We start from the raw sequence: 18,016 nt of genomic DNA on the forward strand, positions 1-18,016 counted from the left end.
AATCATGAGTGAGAAGCGTCAACAACTGGTGGCGACGGCCTACCGTCTGTTCAACCGTCATGGCTTTCATGCCACCGGCATAGATCGCATCTGGGCCGAGGCGGGGAGTACCAAGCGCACCCTCTATCGCCACTTCCCGACCAAGGATGCCTTGATTGAGGAGGTGCTGCTCGCTCGTGACCGGGAGTTCTTCGCCTTGCTTGACCAGCGGCTGGCCGGTGTGAGCGGACGTGAAGCTCGCCTCCAGGCGCTGTTCGATGGTTTCGCGGCGTGGTTTGGCCGCTCTGATTTCTATGGCTGCAACTTTATCAACGCCAGCGCCGAGTTTGCCGACCCACGCCATCCGGTGCGCAAGCTGGTGATGGCCCACAAGCAGGCGTTATTGGGCTGGGTGATAAACCAGCTCAACTGTTCTCTGGCACAGGCCACCGAGCTTTGCCTGTTGCTGGAGGGGGCGATCGTGATGGCTCACAGCTATCAGCAGCCACTGGCGTTGGAGCAGGCCAGAATGCTGGCAAAGACCATTTTGGCCGACGATGGCGCGATAATGCAGGCCGCTTCACACTCCTGAGATGCTGGTCATTTGAGGCTGCGTTCGGATGGGATACCCTGAATAGCGGAGAGGCCGCCTGACGGCTTCACACAGGGAAGAGTGCGCACTCAGGCGCCCATAACGACTTATTGCAGAGGCGAAAATATGAATAAATCCATGCTTGCCGTATTGGTCAGTGGTTTGCTGGCGGCCGGAGCCGTGCAGGCCGCTGCTCAGGACAATACCTGGTATGTCGGTGGCAAGGCCGGTTGGTCCAATTACTATGGCGTTGACCACAACCAGTATGCCGAGTCGATTGCCCAGACGTTGGGTAATACCAGCGAGAACACGGATGATCTGGGTCTGGGTCTGTTCGCCGGTTACCAGCTCAACCCCAACCTGGGGTTCGAGCTGGGTTATGACTGGCTTGGCAAATACGACACCACCTCGGGCACCGGCGCCAATACCCTCAATACCGAAGCCAAGAGCCAGATGATTCAGGCCACCATGAAGATCAGCTTCCCGGCAACGAATGTGCTCGATCTTTATGGCCGGCTCGGCGGTGCCTATGCCTGGACGGATAGCGAGATCAGCTTCGCCAATAGCAGCGAGACCGGTAAAAAGCATGGCGCCGCATTTGTCGGGGCGCTGGGTGCCGAGTACGCCATCGATCGTGACTGGGCCGCCCGTCTGGAGTACCAGTACACTACGCCGCTGGGAGATGCCTCTCTCGATCGCTCAGGCATCGAGCTGGATAACGGCCTGATCTCGTTCGGCATGCTCTATCGTTTCGGTCAGCAAGGTGGTGAGGTTGCTGTGCCGGCGCCAGCTCCGGCAGCCGAGCCTGCCCCGGCTGTGGTGGTGGAGCCCAAGACCTTCAGCCTTAGTTCCGATGTGCTGTTCGAGTTCAACAAGGCGACCCTGAAACCTGCCGCCAGCCAGGCGCTCGATGCCCTGTTCAGCCAGATTGTGGCGGCCAATCCGAAGGATGGCGTCGCGACCGTGGTCGGTTATACCGACCGCATCGGCTCCGACAACTACAACCTGGCCCTCTCCGAGAAGCGGGCCCAGAGCGTGGCCAGCTATCTGGTAGCCAAAGGCTTGTATGCTGACAAGGTGCGGGTCGAAGGGCGTGGCAAGGCCAATCCGGTTACTGGCAACAACTGCGCCAGCCGTTCCAAACAGGAGCTGATTGCCTGTCTGGCACCGGATCGTCGGGTTGAAATCCATCTGGAGGGGGTTTCCCAGCCGGCGCAGTGATGCTGCGGCTAGAGATGGGATTCGAGAAGAACGGGAGGCCAGGCCTCCCGTTTTCTATGGTCAGCGTGATCGGATGGTGGTGCAGACCTGATTTGCCAACATCATGAGTTATCGAATCTTTTCCTAATAGGAATAGTTATTATATTTCCAGGAAATTACAGGATAAAAAAATAGAATTAAACTTTGCGCCTGAAGATTCTTTTGGTTAGAATCTCTGCGTGTTATCAATAGACAGGTAAATATTATGGACTGCGACAGTTGTAGCCGATTGCAAATCGCGATGCGGGTTTACCAGAGCTGAGGCCGAATATTTTATCTTCTCTCTCACTCTGATTGCTCGAATCACAAGCATAGAGTGCAGCATCTATATGAGTCAGCATCGACTCTCACAACCTCTTTATCCCGCCTTCATCAGGGATTACGGTTGTAAATCTGGATCGTTCCGCTCATCTGCGAGCCATGCGCGCCTCGCGACCTCTGCAATTGAACGCTTCATCATGCATCCCGGTACTGCCCGTCAGGGCCGTCACAGCGTCGGAACCATGCATCCGTGCCGTGGTCGGGAAGGGATCAAGCGTAAAATAACAAGATGGATAATCTCATATTGAAAACTATTTCGTTTTCGATATGGCAGGTTGCACATTAAAATAAATGATGTGATTGATTAATATATTTCGGCGGTGGCAAGGGTCGCGCTGTAATATTTCTATAGGCGTGGTTTTCTCCGATGTTCTTACCCGCCAGATATCACTGATACTATTTCCTGCCCGCATCCAGTTATTTCAAACTGTCGTAATCCTGATTTTCTTTATGGGTGATGCCGCTCTAGTTGCGGGATCACCGGATTGGTCCGCTGATAATGCAGACTCGCGGCCATGCCTGCCAACGACAGTGTGTATCGCTGTCCATGGTTCGTCCGGCCCTCTCTCCACCCCACTCGGAGGATATCGTATGACCGAAGAGCCCAAACCTCGACCCTCGGGGTTCACGTCTCCCCACTCCTGATCCCCCCTGCGGGGACGGGATGCGGTGTTCTGACCCCTGATCTGACCCAACCATGCAGGTTAGCTCGACGGCAGACATTTGTCTGACGAGCCGCCCCGTGCGCGCCAGTTGAGCGTGCCGGCAACGAGTCGGGTTCACAGCTTTCGATATCAGTACTGACGCCTGGCCTGGCCCGCGACAGGGCCCTTCTGCAAGCGAAAATCAGGATTTAAAGTTATGAAGCAACAACATACTGCCAGCCGGCACAAGCAACAGGGGTTCGTCGCCCCGGGCCGTGCCAATGAGAAGCTCTCCTCCCGGGTGCTCGACGAGGCCGACAAGTCCCTCGAATACACCCTCACTGCCGTGCGCGGCAATATCGACGGCCTGACCGCGACCGAGGCGGCCAACCGTCTGGTCCAGTTTGGCCCCAACGAGGTGACCCACGACAAGCCGCCCCATCCATTGATCCAGCTGCTGCAGGCGTTCAAAAACCCGTTTGTGATGGTCTTGATGGTGCTTGGGCTGGTCAGTTACGTGATGGACGTGCTGATGGCCGAGCCGGGTGATGAGGACTGGGTCAAGGTGATCATCCTCGGTGTCATGGTGGGCCTGAGCGGTCTGCTGCGCTTCTGGCAGGAGTACCGTTCCGCCAAGGCGGCCGAGGCGCTCAAGTCACTGGTGCGCAACACTGCCACTGTACAGCGTCGTCCCTCGCCGGGCGCTACCCCCCAGCGCAAGGAGGTGGCAATGACCGAGCTGGTGGCCGGAGACATAGTGCACTTGCAGGCGGGAGACATGATCCCCGCCGACATCAAGCTGATTGAATCCCGCGATCTCTTCATCAGCCAGGCGGTGCTGACCGGTGAAGCACTGCCGGTAGAGAAGTATGACACTCTGGGAGCTGTGGCCGAGAAGTCGGCAGACGGCAACAGCACAGGGGACGTGGGGTTGCTCGATCAGCCCAACATCTGCTTCATGGGCACCAACGTGGTGAGCGGTACAGCCAAGGCTGTGGTGGTGGCCACCGGCAGCGACACCTACTTCGGTTCGCTGGCCCGCAACGTGGTGAGCCACAAGCGCATCGAGACCAGTTTCGATCGCGGCGTCAACAGCGTCACCAGGCTGCTGATCCGCTTCATGCTGGTGATGGTGCCCATCGTCTTCATGCTCAGTGGTATCAGCAGTGGTGACTGGATGTCGGCGCTCACCTTCGCGCTGGCGGTGGCGGTAGGGCTCACCCCCGAGATGCTGCCGATGATCGTCTCCGCCAACCTGGCGCGAGGGGCGGTGGCCATGGCCAAGCGCAAGGTGGTGGTCAAACGGCTCAACTCGGTGCAGAACTTCGGTGCCATGGACGTGCTCTGCACCGACAAGACAGGTACCCTGACCCAGGACAAGATCATCCTCGAGCACCACTACGACGTGCGTGGCAACCGGGACGACCGGATCCTGCAGCTGGCCTGGCTCAACAGTTATCATCAGAGCGGCATGAAGAACCTGATGGACATCGCGGTGATCGAGCATGCCGATGTGCTGGGAGCTGGCTGCAAGCCGGCTGGTTACAGCAAGGTGGATGAGTTGCCATTCGACTTCGTGCGCCGCCGTCTGTCGGTGATCGTACAGGATGAGCGTGGCCAGCAGCTGATGGTCTCCAAGGGGGCGGTGGAAGAGATGCTGGCCGTCTCCAGCCAGATCGCCGATGGCCAGGAGGTGCGGGATCTGACCGACGCCGATCGCCTTGCCCTGCTGCGCCAGAGCGAGGAGTTCAATGCCGAGGGCTATCGGGTACTGATCGTGGCGACCCGCGAGATCCCGGCAGGCGAGTGCAAGCAGAGCTATCGTACCAGTGATGAGGTCAATCTGGTGGTGCGCGGCTTCCTCACCTTCTTCGATCCGCCCAAGGATTCGGCCGCACCGGCCATCCGTGCGCTGAACGACTATGGTGTGGCGGTCAAGGTGCTGACCGGTGACAATCCCATCATCACCAGCAAGGTGTGTCGTGACGTAGGGCTGGAGCCCGGCTTACCGCTGCTCGGCAAGGATATCGAAGGAATGGATGACGTGGCGTTGTGCGAGGTGGTCAAGCAGACCACCATCTTCGCCAAGCTCACCCCGCTGCAGAAGTCGCGGGTGGTGAAGGCGCTGCAGGCCAACGGCAACACCGTCGGTTTCCTCGGTGACGGCATCAACGATGCGCCGGCGCTGCGGGATGCGGACGTAGGGATCTCGGTGGACAGCGGTGCCGACATCGCCAAGGAGACCGCCGACATCATCCTGCTGGAGAAGAGTCTGATGGTGCTGGAGGAGGGGGTGATCAAGGGGCGCGAGACCTTTGGCAACATCCTCAAGTACCTCAACATGACCGCCAGTTCCAACTTCGGCAACGTCTTCTCGGTGCTGGTGGCTTCCGCCTGGCTGCCATGGGCACCCATGCTGGCGATGCAGATGCTGATCCAGAACCTGGTGTATGACGTCTCCCAGATGCTGCTGCCGTGGGACAAGATGGATCCCGAGTTCCTCAAGCGGCCGCGCAAGTGGGAGGCGAGCAACATCAAGCGCTTCATGCTCTGGCTCGGCCCGACCTCGTCGGTGTTCGATATCAGCACCTACTGCCTGATGTGGTTCGTGTTCGGTGCTGGCGCCCTCTATGCCACCGCCAACGGCAGTATGGATCCGCTGGTCAACGGTCAGGCCATCATGAACTCCGGCTGGTTTATCGAGGGGCTGGTGTCGCAGACGCTGGTGGTACATATGCTGCGTACCCGCAAGATCCCGTTCCTGCAGAGTACCGCTACCCTGCCGGTGCTGCTCTCCACCTCGATCGCCATTGCCATCGGCTGTTACCTGCCCTTCTCGCCTGTGGCTGAGCACTTCGGCTTCATCACTCTGGATGGGCCCAAGTACTTCATGTGGCTGGTGATCACCATGCTGGCCTACATGGGGCTGACCCAGACCGTCAAGAGCATCTACATCAAGCGCCACGGCCAGTGGTTCTGATGACGTGCTAGCTGACGGGCCGGTGTGATCCCGGCGCGACAGAAAAAAGAGAGCCAGCCCACGCAAGCGGACTGGCTCTCTTTATTTGGTGTGACCCGACTCCCTTGTTGGCGAGTACCGGCCTGTGGCTTAGAGCTTGAACAGCGGGCGCAGGCGAATACCGATCAGGCTGCCGGCGAGGGCCATCAGCATCCAGACCCAGCCGTGCAGGCTGCCGGAGGCGGTGCCGTCGAAGAAGCCGCCGAGGTTGCAGGCGCTGTACATGGCGCCCATCCCCATCAGCAGGCCGCCGAGGATGGATGCCAGACTGTTGCCGATCCGCATCGGGGCGAAGTTTCCGCCACCGCTGATGCAGCGCGCCAGCATGGCCCCCAGAATGCCGAGCCAGAACATGCCGACCATGGGATTGATGAAGAGTGGCTGGGCCAGCTTGGGGTTGCCCTCGAACAGGCCGAACAGGGAGGCGCCGCGCAGCGCCATGTCATAGACGGCGCCTGTGATGGTCCAGGCCGAGCCGTGCAGGGCGACGACAGTGGAGTTGAGTATGGCGATGATGATGCCGCCGGTCAGCACGGTGAAGCGGCCATCGCGCCAGAACAGGTTGCCGCCGCTGAAGAGGGGCTTGAGTTCGCCGGTACGCTTGAGTTCGCTGTTGCGAAACAGCAGGAACAGCGCGGCGACCAGCGCCAGGTTGAGCAGCATGCCGCTCCAGATATTGCCGGTCAAATCCTTGGCCAGCACCACATGGCTGGAGAAGGTGGCCTCCAGTTCGGGGCGGAACTGGTTGCTGATGAGGGTGCCGATTCCGTAGCAGATCAGCACCAGCCAGAAGCGGGGTTGTCCCTCGCCGCAGCAATAAAGAGTGCCGGTGGCACAGACGCCTGCCAGCTGCATGCCGATGCCGAACAGGAAGGCACCGACGATGAAGGGAATGCCGATAGCCATCACGTTGCCCACCATGGCATCGCCAAACAGGGCGTGACTAAAGGAGAGGAAGGTGGTGAACAGCAGAATTTCGATGGCGATGGTGAGCAGGTGAACCCGCACATAGTAACTGTTGCGCTTGGTCAGCATTTCGCGCCAACCGAACACGATGCCGAAGCGGCTGAAGGAGAGGGTGAAGCCAAAGCCGAATCCGATCAGGGCCATCAGGGCCCATTTCATACCAAAGGTGTTGCCAAGCCAGAGTAACGCTCCCCCCGCGATTGCCACGATGGGGAGCGACCATTTTCGAGTCATAGCTGTAATTCCTTATAGCTGGATGGAGAATAGGGAGTGCGGATCCTATTCCCACATTGAGTCCAAGGCTACCGGTTTAACAGGTCAGGGGGCGAGAAAATGGCATATCGCTTCTGATGACTTTGTTAGCTACTGATTTGATTTTGAAGGCTTTATATTGCTCGTTGCAGCAGGACGCTTGCCGTTGCGCAGCCCATCCAGCGTGAAGATCAGCAGCGCGCTCCAGATACAGGCGAAAGTAAGAGCCTTGTCCATTGCCAGCTCCTCGCCGTAGAGAGTGACAGCGAGGATGAACATCAGGCTGGGGCCTATGTACTGGAAGAAGCCCAGGGTGGAGAGCTTGAGCCGTGTCGCGGCGGCGGTGAAGCAGAGCAGAGGGGCTGTGGTGACGGCGCCAGCAGCGATCAGCAGCAGGTTGAGGTGCCAGTCGTTCTGGGTGAGATGGCTGGTGGGGCTGTCGGCAATGCCCCACAGATAGATTGCTGCCGGTGGCAGCATGATCATGGTTTCGATCAGCAGACCGGTAAGTGCATCGAGGGCCAGTTTTTTGCGCACCAGGCCATAGATGGCGAAGCTCGATGCCAGCACCAGCGCAATCCAGGGCAGGGAGCCAAAGGCGATAAGCTGGATCGTCACCCCGGCAAAGGCCAGCGCCACCGCCCACCACTGCAGGCGGCGCAGTTTCTCGCTCAGAAACACCATCCCCAGCAGCACGTTGAACAGCGGGTTGATGTAGTAGCCGAGGCTGGCATCCAGCATGTGGCCGTTGTTGATGGCCCAGATAAACAGCAGCCAGTTGCCGCCAACGGTGACCGAGGTAAAAGCTAGGGTGAGCAGCACTTTTGGCTGACGCAGCACTGCCTGCACCTTGTGCCACTGGCGGCCAGCCAGGGTGAGCACCATCAGCAGCACGCAGGACCAGATCATCCTGTGGGTCAGAATTTCAGCGGCCGGGACGGCAGAGATGGTCTTGAAATAGATGGGGGCTATGCCCCAAAGGGTATAGGCGCACAGGGCGTAGATGACGCCCTGGCGCTGGATCTGTTGCGGCATGCGGATGACCTTTACTGATGCGTTGGATGCGGGAAAACATCGCAAAAAATCAGTGTAGCGATCCTTTATCGAGGAAAGAAGCGAATAAACGAAGTTTGAGAATACGGTTGGAAGCTGGTCAGCCTTTGCCGCGACGGATCTTGTCGACGTCCATCAACAGCCACAACATCAGGGCGATGGCGGAGATCCAGGGGCCCCAGGTCACGTAGGCCTCGCCGTGCCCCAGCACGAAAAACAGCAGGGGCAACCCGATCACCAGAAAAAGTACGCTTCCCAGAAAAAATAGCATTTTTGTCTTTATATTTAATGGTTTGCTTATTTGATGATTATATCGATTGTGCCGCCTGATGGAAGACCAAAATGCAAAAGGGGGGATTTCTCCCCCATTGCTGATGATGATGGCTATTTATACCTTTATTCGAGCTGGATCCAGGTACTTTTCAGCTCGGTGTACTTCTCCAGCGCGTGCAGCGACTTGTCACGACCGTTACCAGACTGCTTGAAGCCACCAAACGGCATGGTCATGTCGCCGCCATCCCAGTTGTTGACGAATACGGTGCCAGCACGCAGGGCGCGGGAACCCTTCACCGCCTTGTTGAGATCCGCGGTCCAGATCGCTGCTGCCAGCCCGTAGTCGGTGTCGTTGCCCAGTGCAATGGCCTCTTCGAGCGTGTCGAAACCGGTCACTGCCAGCACAGGGCCGAAAATCTCCTCGCGGAAGATCCGCATCTCGGGTGTCACCTCGTCGAAGATGGTGGGCTCGATATAGAAGCCGCCGCTCTCAAGATTGGTGCGTTTGCCTCCCAGCAGTAGCTTGGCTCCCTCCTGCTTGCCAATCTCGACATAGCGCAGCACCTGCTCCATCTGGATGTGATCCACCATGGCGCCGATGCGGGTCGCAGGGTCGAGCGGGTTGGCCGAGATCCACTCGCGGGCATGGGCCAGCAGTCGCTCCATAAATTGCGGTTTGATGCTGTTTTGCACCAGCAGGCGAGAGGCGGCAGTACACACCTCGCCCTGGTTGTAGAAGATGGCGCCAGCGGCGCTCTTGGCCGCAGCGTCCAGATCCGGCGCATCCGCCAGTATGATGTTGGGGCTCTTGCCGCCGCACTCCATAAAGGCGCGCTTGAGGTTGGACTTGCCGGAGCACTCCACCAGATGTTTACCGATCTTGGTGGAGCCGGTGAAGGTGATGCAGTCCACATCCATATGCATGGCCAGCGCCTCGCCCACGATGTGGCCAAAGCCCGGCAGCACGTTGAACACACCGTCCGGAATGCCCGCTTCCTTGGCCAGGCCGGCGATACGCAGGGCGGTCAGGGGGGACTTTTCGGAAGGTTTGAGAATGACCGAGTTGCCGGTAGCGAGCGCCGGCCCCAGCTTCCAGCAGGCCATCACCAGCGGGAAGTTCCACGGCACGATGGCGGCAACGACCCCGAGCGGTTCCCGGGTCACCAGCGCCAGGGCGGATTCCTCGACCGGCGCGACTTGATCGTAGATCTTGTCGATCGCTTCGGCGTTCCAGGCGATGCAGTTGGCGGCGGCAGGGGCATCGTAGCCCATGGCATCGCCGATGGGTTTGCCCATGTCCAGCGACTCCAGCAGTGCCAGCTCCACCTTGTTGAGACGCATCAGTTCGGCGAAGCGCTGCATGATCAGCTTGCGCTGTTTCGGCGGCAGGCCGCTCCAGCGCTTGTCGTTGAAGGCATCACGCGCGGCCTGTACCGCCAGCTCGGCATCGGCGGCATCGCAGGCTGCTACCTTGGTCAGCAGCTTGCCGTTGGCCGGGTTGATACAGTCGAAGGTGGCACCATTGACGGCATCCCGATAGCTACCGTTGATAAAGGCTTGTGAGGGCAGGGTCAGATGGGCGGCCTTGTGTTGCCACTGGGCCAGGGTCAGGTCACTCATGTTCACTCCTTGAACCGGCAAAAGTCATTGTCCGCGTATCAATATGCTAAACATCCTGCCACTTGTAAATCCATTTTGTAACAATTCATTAAACATTGGCGGCTGGCTGACCCCTTATCACCCTGTTAGAAACTGGCGGGGGTATTGGCCGAAATCAATACGCACTCCTGCTCGCCCACATTGCGAAAACGGTGAGGAGTGCGGCTGTCGAAGTAGTAGCCGTCCCCCGGTGTCAGCAGGTAGATCTGCTCACCCACGGTCACTTCAACCTCGCCCTTGATAACGATGCCGCACTCTTCACCCTCGTGGCTCAGCATGTCGTCGCCAGTGTCGGCGCCCGGTGGCAGCACCTCCTGCAACATGCCGATGGCACGGTTGGCACGGCTGTGGCCCACCAGCCGGTAGCTGATGGGGTGAGTGCCGAGATCCGGCATATCGGCGGCGCGAAAGATCACTTCGGAGTCCATTTCGGTCTCGTCAGTAAAGAAGCTGGCCAGTGACATGGGGATCCCTTCCAGCACCTTGCGCAGGGAGGCAACTGACGGGCTCACCTGATTCTTTTCGATCTGGGAGATGAATCCGTTGGTCACGCCCGAGCGTTTGGCCAGCTCGCGCTGGGAGAGGGCCGCCTTGGTGCGAACCGCCTTGAGACGGTGACCGATATCCATCGATAGACACTCCTTGACTGTTTACTATTATTAAATTTGTGTTAAATATCTTATACCACCCTGTAGAGTCATCTAGCTAGGGGTGGCATTAGACAGGGCGATAATGAGCCCTTTTTTATGGATTCAGGTGTTTAATTTAATAGGCAATGGCCAATAGTTGCTAAACACCTTAAGGATGAGGTGACCATGAAACCGATCAGCGACATCAATACTCCCTCCGACATGTCCGCCTTCTGGATGCCGTTCACCGCCAACCAGCAGTTCAAGGCGGCGCCGCGCATCCTGAAGTCGGCGGAGGGGATGTATTATCACTCAGAGGATGGCCGCAAGATACTGGATGGCACTGCCGGACTCTGGTGTTGCAACGCGGGCCATGGTCGGCGCGAGATTGCCGAGGCGGTCTCCCAGCAGATTTCCCACCTCGATTTCGCCCCCACTTTCCAGATGGGCCACCCGTTGCCGTTCGAGCTGGCCAACCGGCTGGTGGAGATCGCTCCCCAGGGCTTTGGCCATGTCTTCTATACCAACTCCGGCTCAGAGTCGGTTGATACCGCGCTCAAAATCGCACTGGCCTGGCAGCGGGCTCGCGGTCAGGGCACCCGCACCCGGCTGATTGGTCGCGAGCGGGGTTATCACGGGGTTGGCTTTGGCGGCATCTCGGTGGGGGGCATTCCTGGCAATCGCAAGTGGTTTGGCTCCCTGCTGACCGGGGTGGATCATTTGCCCCATACCCTCAACATCGCCAAAAATGCCTTCACCAAAGGGTTGCCTGAGGAGGATGTGGCGCTGGCCGACGAGCTGGAGAAGATCGTTTTTCTGCACGATGCCAGCAACATAGCGGCGGTGATCGTCGAACCCATCGCCGGCAGTACCGGCGTGCTGATGCCGCCCAAAGGCTACCTCAAGCGGCTGCGGGAGATCTGCACCAAACACGGCATCCTGCTGATTTTTGACGAGGTGATCACCGGTTTCGGTCGCCTTGGCTCTCCCTTCGCCGCGCAGGAGTTCGATGTCATCCCCGACATGATCACCTGCGCCAAGGGGCTCACCAACGGCGCTATCCCCATGGGAGCTGTGCTGGTGCAAAAGCATATTTATGACGACATGATGGCGGCAGGTAAGGGGGCTATCGAGCTGTTCCACGGCTACACCTATTCCGGTCATCCGGTGGCTGCTGCTGCGGGTCTGGCGACCCTCGAGATCTATCGCAACGAGAACCTGCTTAGCCGCGCCGCGGATCTGGCGGGCTACTGGGAGGAGGCGGCCCATTCGCTGAAGGGCTGCAAGCATGTGAAGGATGTGCGCAACTACGGGCTGGTGGCCGGTATCGAACTTGAATCCATGCCGGATGCGCCGGGCAAGCGCGCCTATGAGGTGTTTGTCCGCTGCTTCGAGAAGGGGGCGCTGATCAGGGTGACCGGCGACATCATCGCCCTGTCGCCACCCCTCATCATCGAGCGCAGCCAGATCGATGATCTCTTCACCCTGCTGCAGGATGCCCTGCAGGCACAACCCTAACCCATTTGATGGCCCCGCGCTGGCGGGGCCTTGCGTTGTCTTGTTCAGCGCAATCACCACATCAATTATCACGGAGGATACATGACATACAGGGTCAGCAACTTCATCAACGGCCAGCCGCAGGAGAGTCGTAGCGAGCGCCAGGGCGCCATCTTCAACCCAGCCTGCGGCAAGCAGCAGGGGAGCGTTGGGCTTTCCAGCGCCGCCGAGTGTCAGGAGGCGATCGCCATCGCCGAGCGTGCCTTTGCCGACTGGTCGCAAACCCCGCCGCTGGTGCGGGCTCGGGTCTTTTTCCGCTTCAAAGAGTTGATGGAGCAGCACAGGGACGAGCTGGCCGAGCTCATCAGCCGCGAGCACGGCAAAGTCTTCTCCGATGCGCAGGGTGAGCTGACCCGCGGGCTGGAGGTAGTGGAGTTTGCCTGCGGCATTCCCCATCTGCTCAAGGGGGAGCACTCCCTCAACGTCGGTCGCGGGGTAGACAGCTACTCCATGATGCAGCCGGTCGGGGTTTGCGCCGGCATCACCCCGTTCAACTTCCCGGCCATGGTGCCGCTCTGGATGTTCCCGGTCGCGATTGCCTGCGGCAACACCTTCATTCTCAAACCCTCCGAGAAGGATCCCTCTCTCTCGCTGCGGATGGCCGAGCTGCTCAAGGAGGCCGGTCTGCCGGACGGCGTGCTCAACGTGGTGAACGGTGACAAGGAGGTGGTGGACGTGCTGCTGACCGACCCGCGGGTCGGCGCCGTGTCGTTTGTCGGCTCCACCCCCATCGCCCAGTACATCTATGCCACCGCCTCGGCCCACGGCAAGCGAGTGCAGGCGCTGGGCGGCGCCAAGAACCACATGGTGGTGATGCCGGATGCGGACCTCGATCAGGCGGTCTCCGCCCTGATGGGGGCTGCTTATGGGGCGGCGGGTGAGCGCTGCATGGCTATTTCGGTGGCCGTGGTGGTGGGGGACGAGACCGCTGATGCGTTGGTGGCCAAGCTGACGCCGCTGGTGGAAAAACTGCGGGTCGGCCCGGGGCTGGGCCAGAGCCCGGAGAACGAAATGGGGCCGCTCATCAGCAAGGAGCATCTGGCCAAGGTGCGCGGCTATGTGGATCAGGGGGTGGCCGAAGGGGCCACGCTGCGGGTCGATGGTCGCACGCTGAGCCACGACGAGGGTTACTTCATCGGTGGCTGCCTGTTTGACCAGGTGACGCCCGAGATGCGCATCTACCGCGAGGAGATCTTCGGCCCTGTGCTCTCCATCGTGCGGGTACCGGATTACGAGACGGCGCTGCGACTCATCAATGAACATGAGTACGGCAATGGCACCGCCATCTTTACCTGCGACGGCGACACCGCGCGGGACTTCACGGCGCGGGTACAGGTCGGTATGGTAGGGGTGAACGTTCCCATTCCGGTGCCGATGGCGTTTCACAGCTTTGGCGGCTGGAAGCGCTCCATCTTCGGGCCGCTCAACATGCACGGGCCGGACGGGGTTCGCTTTTATACCCGGATGAAGACGGTGACGGCGCGCTGGCCCCAGAGCCTGCGCAGTGGTGCCGAGTTCTCCATGCCGACCATGAAGTGACGTGCTGGCACGTGCTCATGGCCTAACCTCTTGCCCCCGCCGGTCGATGATTGGCGGGGGCGAACTCTGTAAAGGAACAACAGATGCGATTGGGAATTCTCGATTGTGACCGGCTGGATCCCGATCTGGCGGATCGTTTTGGCCCCGTCTACTCCGAGATGTTTATCAGGGGGTTTCAGCCGCTGGCACCCGAGCTGGAGTTTCGGGTCTGGTCAGCCATCGATGGGGAGCTGCCGGAGGATCTGCACGAGTGCGATGCCTGGCTCATCACCGGCTCGCGCCACGATGCCTATAGCGATATCCCTTGGATCAAGGCGTTGCGTGGCTGGATCCGTCGGGCCCATGATGCCGACGTCAAGCTGGCCGGGATTTGTTTTGGTCATCAGGTGATCGCCCAGGCGCTGGGGGGCGAGGTGGTGAAGTCTACCAAGGGGTGGGGGCTGGGAGTGTCGGTGCACCCCATGTTGGCTGATGAGCCCTGGATGGCGCCGTCTCGTGATCAGATCCGTATTCTGGCCAGTCATCAGGATCAGGTGGCCCTGCTGCCCCCCGGAGCGACCCGGCTGGCGGGCAACGATTTTTGCCCCAACTTCATGTTCCTGCAGGGGAACAACATAGTTGCCATTCAGGGACATCCGGAATTTTCGGTGGAGTACAACCGGGCGCTGATCGAGCGGCGCCGAGGCCTGTTACCCGACGAGCGTTACCAGAGCAGCCTCTCCTCGCTGGAGGGAGAGGTGGATTCGACCACCATGATGCAGTGGTTGCTGCAGTTTTTGGGGATCCTGCCGCTGCGGGCCGGCGCAGCCTGAGCCCGGTTTGTCAGCGACCCCCTTCGGGTGCTAGATTTTGTAGCAAAATGAAGGATCAAGCGCTGCGATGTCGGGATCGGATGATACACTGGCCGCCCTTTGTGGCGGCCTGTTTGTCTGGCGTGATCGCCGCACCAGCTTGAGAGGGTGAAGCCTTGAAACTACAGCAATTGAAGTACTTGATCGCGATCCGGGACCACAACCTCAACGTCTCGGTGGCGTCCGATGCGCTCTATACCAGCCAGCCCGGGGTCAGCAAGCAGATCGGCCTGCTGGAGAGCGAGCTGGGAGTGCGGATCTTCGAGCGCCGTGGCAAGCATCTGCACCGCATCACCCCGGTGGGCGAGGAGATCATCAAGTGTGCCGAGGCGATGCTCAACATCGAGAGCAAGATAAAGGCGATCTCCCGTGAGTATCTGGATCCGACCGTGGGCACCCTCAACATTCACACTACCCACACTATCGCCCGCTATCTGCTGCCCAAGTCGGTTACCTACTTCACCAAGAAGTACCCCAAAATCTCGTTCCACCTCCATCCGGTGATGTCGGCGAGCAAGGAGCAGATCAGCAAGGGTTACTCCGATTTTTCCATCGTTGCCCACGAAATTGGCTTCGACAAGGAGCTGATCGCGCTGCCCGCCTACCTCTGGACCCTCTCGCTGGTGGTGCCGCAGGATCACCCGCTGGCCAAGGTGAAGAAGCCGACCCTGGAGCAGCTCTGCCACTACCCCATCCTCAGTTACGAGAGCGGTGCCACCGGTCGGCAGGTGCAGGATGAGGTGTTTCAGGCGGCGGGGCTGACCCCGAGCTACTACATGACGGTAATGGATGCCGGAGTGATCAAGCGCTATGTGGAGCTGGGCTTTGGCATCGGCATCATCTCCTCGCTGGTGGCCAACGACACCGACAGCCCCGGGCTGGTCTCCATCAATCTGGAGCACCTGTTCAAGCCCTGTCCGGCCCAAATCTGCTTCAGCAAGAGCATTCTGCTGCAGAACTACATGTATGACTTCATCAGCTCTTTCTCGCCTCACCTCACCAAGGAGGTGATCCAGAGCGTGATGCAACAACCGACCCAGGCGCGCATCGACGAGCTGCTGGCCGGGGTGGAACTGCCCATCTATTGATCCCGATCGGATTACCGATCGCTTACGGTTGTCTCTTCAGTCAGGCTGGGCTCTACTCGGGGTTCAGCCTGTCTCTTTTGGGCTATCTCCATCGTCCGAGGTCTCTATGTCACGTATTCTGCTGCTTGCCAATCTCAACTGTGATCATGTGCTCTCCCTCTCCGAACCGCTGGTGGCGGGGGCCCGGCTGCAATACGTGGATCAGGGACGCAGGCTGGGAGGTGGTGCCGCCAATACCGGCATCGGGCTGGTGTGGGCGGGTCACGAGGTGACCATTGCCTCACGCATCGGGCTGGACGAGACCGGCGACTGGCTGCTGGAGCAGGCGGCCGGTTACGGGCTGGATTGCAGCCATGTGGAGCGCTTTGGCGGCGAGACCGGCGAGTTGCTGATCCTGGTGGACTCCACCGGCGAGCGCACCATACTTCGCCGTCCCCGTCGTCCCGATCTGCCCGGTGATCTGCCACAGGAGGGGATCGACTGCCTCTACGTGAACTATCCCGGCACCGCCATCATCAGTTATATGCGCCAGATGCTCGGCAAGAGCTTTGTGTTGGCCCAGTATCCCAAGGGCGGCCAAGCGCGCCGTCCCTGCCATGTGCTGGTGGCCTCCCGCTCCGATCTCGGCGAGGTAAGTGACCCCTGGCAACATGCCCGCCAGTTGGCGGGTGAGCAGCTTGAATGGCTTGTGTTGACCGAAGGGAAGGCGGGGGCGGTGGCCATCCATGGCGACGAGCAGATTAGGGTCGCCGCGCGGCCAGTCTCGGTGGTCGATACCACGGGAGCAGGGGATGCTTTCGCTGGCGGATTGATCCATGGCCTGGCGCGCGGCATGGCGATCAAGGATGCGCTACAGTGCGCGGTGGACTGGGGGGCGTTTGCCGTCGCCTCCGAGAGCTCCATCCCATCGGTCGCGCTGAAAAACTGGCTGAAACAGCCGCACTGACGCCCCGTTTATTCACTGTTCGAAGGGAGATTTCCCCTCTTGTCTGTTGGGTGCGGCGGTGAGGAATTTCGGGAAATTTAGCCGCCAGAATGGAGGTAAACGCCGGGCTAACCCGGCAAGTTTGCGATCAATCAAAGAAAGTGTCGATTTATGTGCATCTTCATCGACACCCGGTTGTGCTGCTCTTAACCTTGTCACTCCGCAACTCAGATTAAGAGACAGGCCCCTCCTCTGGCGAACCAATGGCGAACAGAGGCAAACCGGTTGTCTCCTGCCTCTTAGCTCAATGTTGTCGTCCTGATTCCTGGCTTGTAGTAAGAGGCAAGTGCGACCATGCAACTGACACGATTTACCGACTACGCCCTGCGTACCCTGACCTTCCTGGCGGTGCAGCCGGGCGATCGCCTGTCGACCATTACCGAAGTGGCCGATACCTTCGGCATCTCTCGCAACCACGTGGTCAAGATAGTGCACCAGCTCGGCATCAAGGGGTACATCGAGACGGTACGTGGCAAGCATGGCGGTATCCGCCTCGGTCGCTCCGCGGTCTCCATCAACCTGCGCGATGTGGTGATGGATATGGAGCACGTGCTCTGTCCGGTCGACTGCAAGCGCGAGAACTGCCGTCTCTCCGGTGGCTGCCGCATTCAGGGCATTTTGCGCCGCGCCATGAACGCCTTCCTCGAAGTGCTGGGTGAGTACACCCTGGCCGATGCGGTGCGCGATCCGAACCGTCTCTGCCATCTGCTGGGCATCGAGCAGGAGTCAATTCTGGCGATGGCCTGATGGGCAGGAAGCAAGAACAGATATAGAAGGGGCCTGATGGCCCCTTTTGTTTGTCAGCGATTGCCCGGCTGGCGGATCAGGGTGATGGCGCCGTGCAGACAGGCGAGGCCGCAGGCGCCGCAGCCATTGCAGGCATCCATGTTGACGTTGATGCCATCGGCTGTGGCCTTGATTGCCTGCTGGGGACAGGCATCTTCACAGAGCAGGCAGTAGAAGCCCTGCCGTGCCTGACAGCTCTCTTCAATCTGCACCCGGGTCTGCACCTGACGACCCAGCTGCAGGTCGAGGGCGCCGGTGGGACAGGCTCTGGCGCAGCTGCCGCAGTAGCTGCACTGGCCACAGGCGAGATCGAGTACCGGCGTACCGGCGATGGGGCTCCCCTCGTACTCCTCCTGGGTGGCCGGTTTGAGCAGACCGCGCGGGCAGGCCTTGAAACACTCGCCACAGCGGCTGCAGAGGGAGAGGTACTGGGACTCCTCGATGGCCCATGGCGGGCGCGCTTCATGGCAAACCACTGCGGGCTTGCGGGAAGCTTGCCAACCTTGTGTCAGCCAACGGAGGAAATAGTGAGTCATGCTCGCCCCTGATACCTATTAGGGGTT

The 18,016-nt window shown here is 59.8% G+C and carries 15 protein-coding genes; 9 read left to right on the forward strand and 6 right to left on the reverse strand.

What is annotated here, in order from left to right:
• Positions 1–4: 4 nt before the first annotated feature.
• The 3 genes from G5306_RS11350 (at position 5) to mgtA (ending at position 5,776) form a co-directional block, all read left to right on the forward strand.
• Complete coding sequence (locus G5306_RS11350) at positions 5–571, forward strand: TetR/AcrR family transcriptional regulator (RefSeq protein WP_182963048.1); 567 nt, start codon at positions 5–7, stop codon at positions 569–571.
• Between the two features lie 126 nt (positions 572–697).
• Positions 698–1,792 (forward strand): porin OmpA, encoded by a 1,095-nt coding sequence (gene ompA / locus G5306_RS11355; protein ID WP_216952325.1) that lies wholly within the window; start codon positions 698–700, stop codon positions 1,790–1,792.
• Between the two features lie 1,221 nt (positions 1,793–3,013).
• Positions 3,014–5,776, forward strand: a complete 2,763-nt coding sequence (gene mgtA / locus G5306_RS11360; RefSeq protein ID WP_421255733.1) for a magnesium-translocating P-type ATPase — start codon at positions 3,014–3,016, stop codon at positions 5,774–5,776.
• 129 nt (positions 5,777–5,905) lie between these two features.
• Here the strand turns inward: mgtA and G5306_RS11365 are convergent, their stop codons facing one another.
• From G5306_RS11365 to G5306_RS11385, 5 genes are all read right to left on the reverse strand, one after another.
• Positions 5,906–7,015 carry a YeeE/YedE thiosulfate transporter family protein gene (locus G5306_RS11365; RefSeq protein WP_216952316.1) on the reverse strand — a complete coding sequence of 370 codons (1,110 nt, stop codon included), beginning with the start codon at positions 7,013–7,015 and terminating at the stop codon, positions 5,906–5,908.
• Between the two features lie 129 nt (positions 7,016–7,144).
• Positions 7,145–8,068 (reverse strand): EamA family transporter RarD, encoded by a 924-nt coding sequence (gene rarD, locus G5306_RS11370; protein WP_216952315.1) that lies wholly within the window; start codon positions 8,066–8,068, stop codon positions 7,145–7,147.
• 118 nt (positions 8,069–8,186) lie between these two features.
• Complete coding sequence (locus tag G5306_RS11375) at positions 8,187–8,357, reverse strand: hypothetical protein (RefSeq protein WP_005341999.1); 171 nt, start codon at positions 8,355–8,357, stop codon at positions 8,187–8,189.
• A 125-nt stretch (positions 8,358–8,482) separates the two neighbouring features.
• Positions 8,483–9,979: an aldehyde dehydrogenase gene (locus G5306_RS11380; protein ID WP_421312894.1), complete on the reverse strand. Its 1,497-nt coding sequence runs from the start codon at positions 9,977–9,979 to the stop codon at positions 8,483–8,485.
• A 125-nt stretch (positions 9,980–10,104) separates the two neighbouring features.
• The gene (locus tag G5306_RS11385) at positions 10,105–10,647 is read right to left on the reverse strand and encodes a cupin domain-containing protein (RefSeq protein ID WP_042012327.1); all 543 of its coding nucleotides are present in this window, start codon (positions 10,645–10,647) and stop codon (positions 10,105–10,107) included.
• Between the two features lie 186 nt (positions 10,648–10,833).
• Between G5306_RS11385 and G5306_RS11390 the strand changes: the two genes are divergently transcribed.
• The 6 genes from G5306_RS11390 to G5306_RS11415 all read left to right on the forward strand — a co-directional run bounded on the left by G5306_RS11390 (position 10,834) and on the right by G5306_RS11415 (position 17,414).
• Positions 10,834–12,165, forward strand: a complete 1,332-nt coding sequence (locus G5306_RS11390; protein ID WP_216952313.1) for an aspartate aminotransferase family protein — start codon at positions 10,834–10,836, stop codon at positions 12,163–12,165.
• An 81-nt stretch (positions 12,166–12,246) separates the two neighbouring features.
• Positions 12,247–13,743, forward strand: coding sequence for a CoA-acylating methylmalonate-semialdehyde dehydrogenase (locus G5306_RS11395; RefSeq protein ID WP_268011089.1), 1,497 nt, complete (start codon positions 12,247–12,249; stop codon positions 13,741–13,743).
• 83 nt (positions 13,744–13,826) lie between these two features.
• Positions 13,827–14,555, forward strand: coding sequence for a glutamine amidotransferase-related protein (locus G5306_RS11400; protein ID WP_216952309.1), 729 nt, complete (start codon positions 13,827–13,829; stop codon positions 14,553–14,555).
• Between the two features lie 155 nt (positions 14,556–14,710).
• Positions 14,711–15,682, forward strand: coding sequence for a LysR substrate-binding domain-containing protein (locus G5306_RS11405; protein WP_033114758.1), 972 nt, complete (start codon positions 14,711–14,713; stop codon positions 15,680–15,682).
• Between the two features lie 106 nt (positions 15,683–15,788).
• Positions 15,789–16,628, forward strand: coding sequence for a PfkB family carbohydrate kinase (locus G5306_RS11410; protein ID WP_216979891.1), 840 nt, complete (start codon positions 15,789–15,791; stop codon positions 16,626–16,628).
• Between the two features lie 333 nt (positions 16,629–16,961).
• A complete protein-coding gene (locus G5306_RS11415) occupies positions 16,962–17,414 on the forward strand; it encodes an Rrf2 family transcriptional regulator (RefSeq protein WP_033114760.1) in 453 nt (150 codons plus the stop codon).
• A 53-nt stretch (positions 17,415–17,467) separates the two neighbouring features.
• Here G5306_RS11415 and G5306_RS11420 read toward each other — a convergent pair whose 3' ends face one another.
• Positions 17,468–17,989, reverse strand: coding sequence for a ferredoxin-type protein NapF (locus G5306_RS11420; RefSeq protein WP_216952305.1), 522 nt, complete (start codon positions 17,987–17,989; stop codon positions 17,468–17,470).
• Positions 17,990–18,016 lie beyond the last annotated feature (27 nt).

Source organism: Aeromonas sp. 603404 (assembly GCF_049171775.1).
Classification (GTDB): domain Bacteria; phylum Pseudomonadota; class Gammaproteobacteria; order Enterobacterales; family Aeromonadaceae; genus Aeromonas; species Aeromonas veronii_A.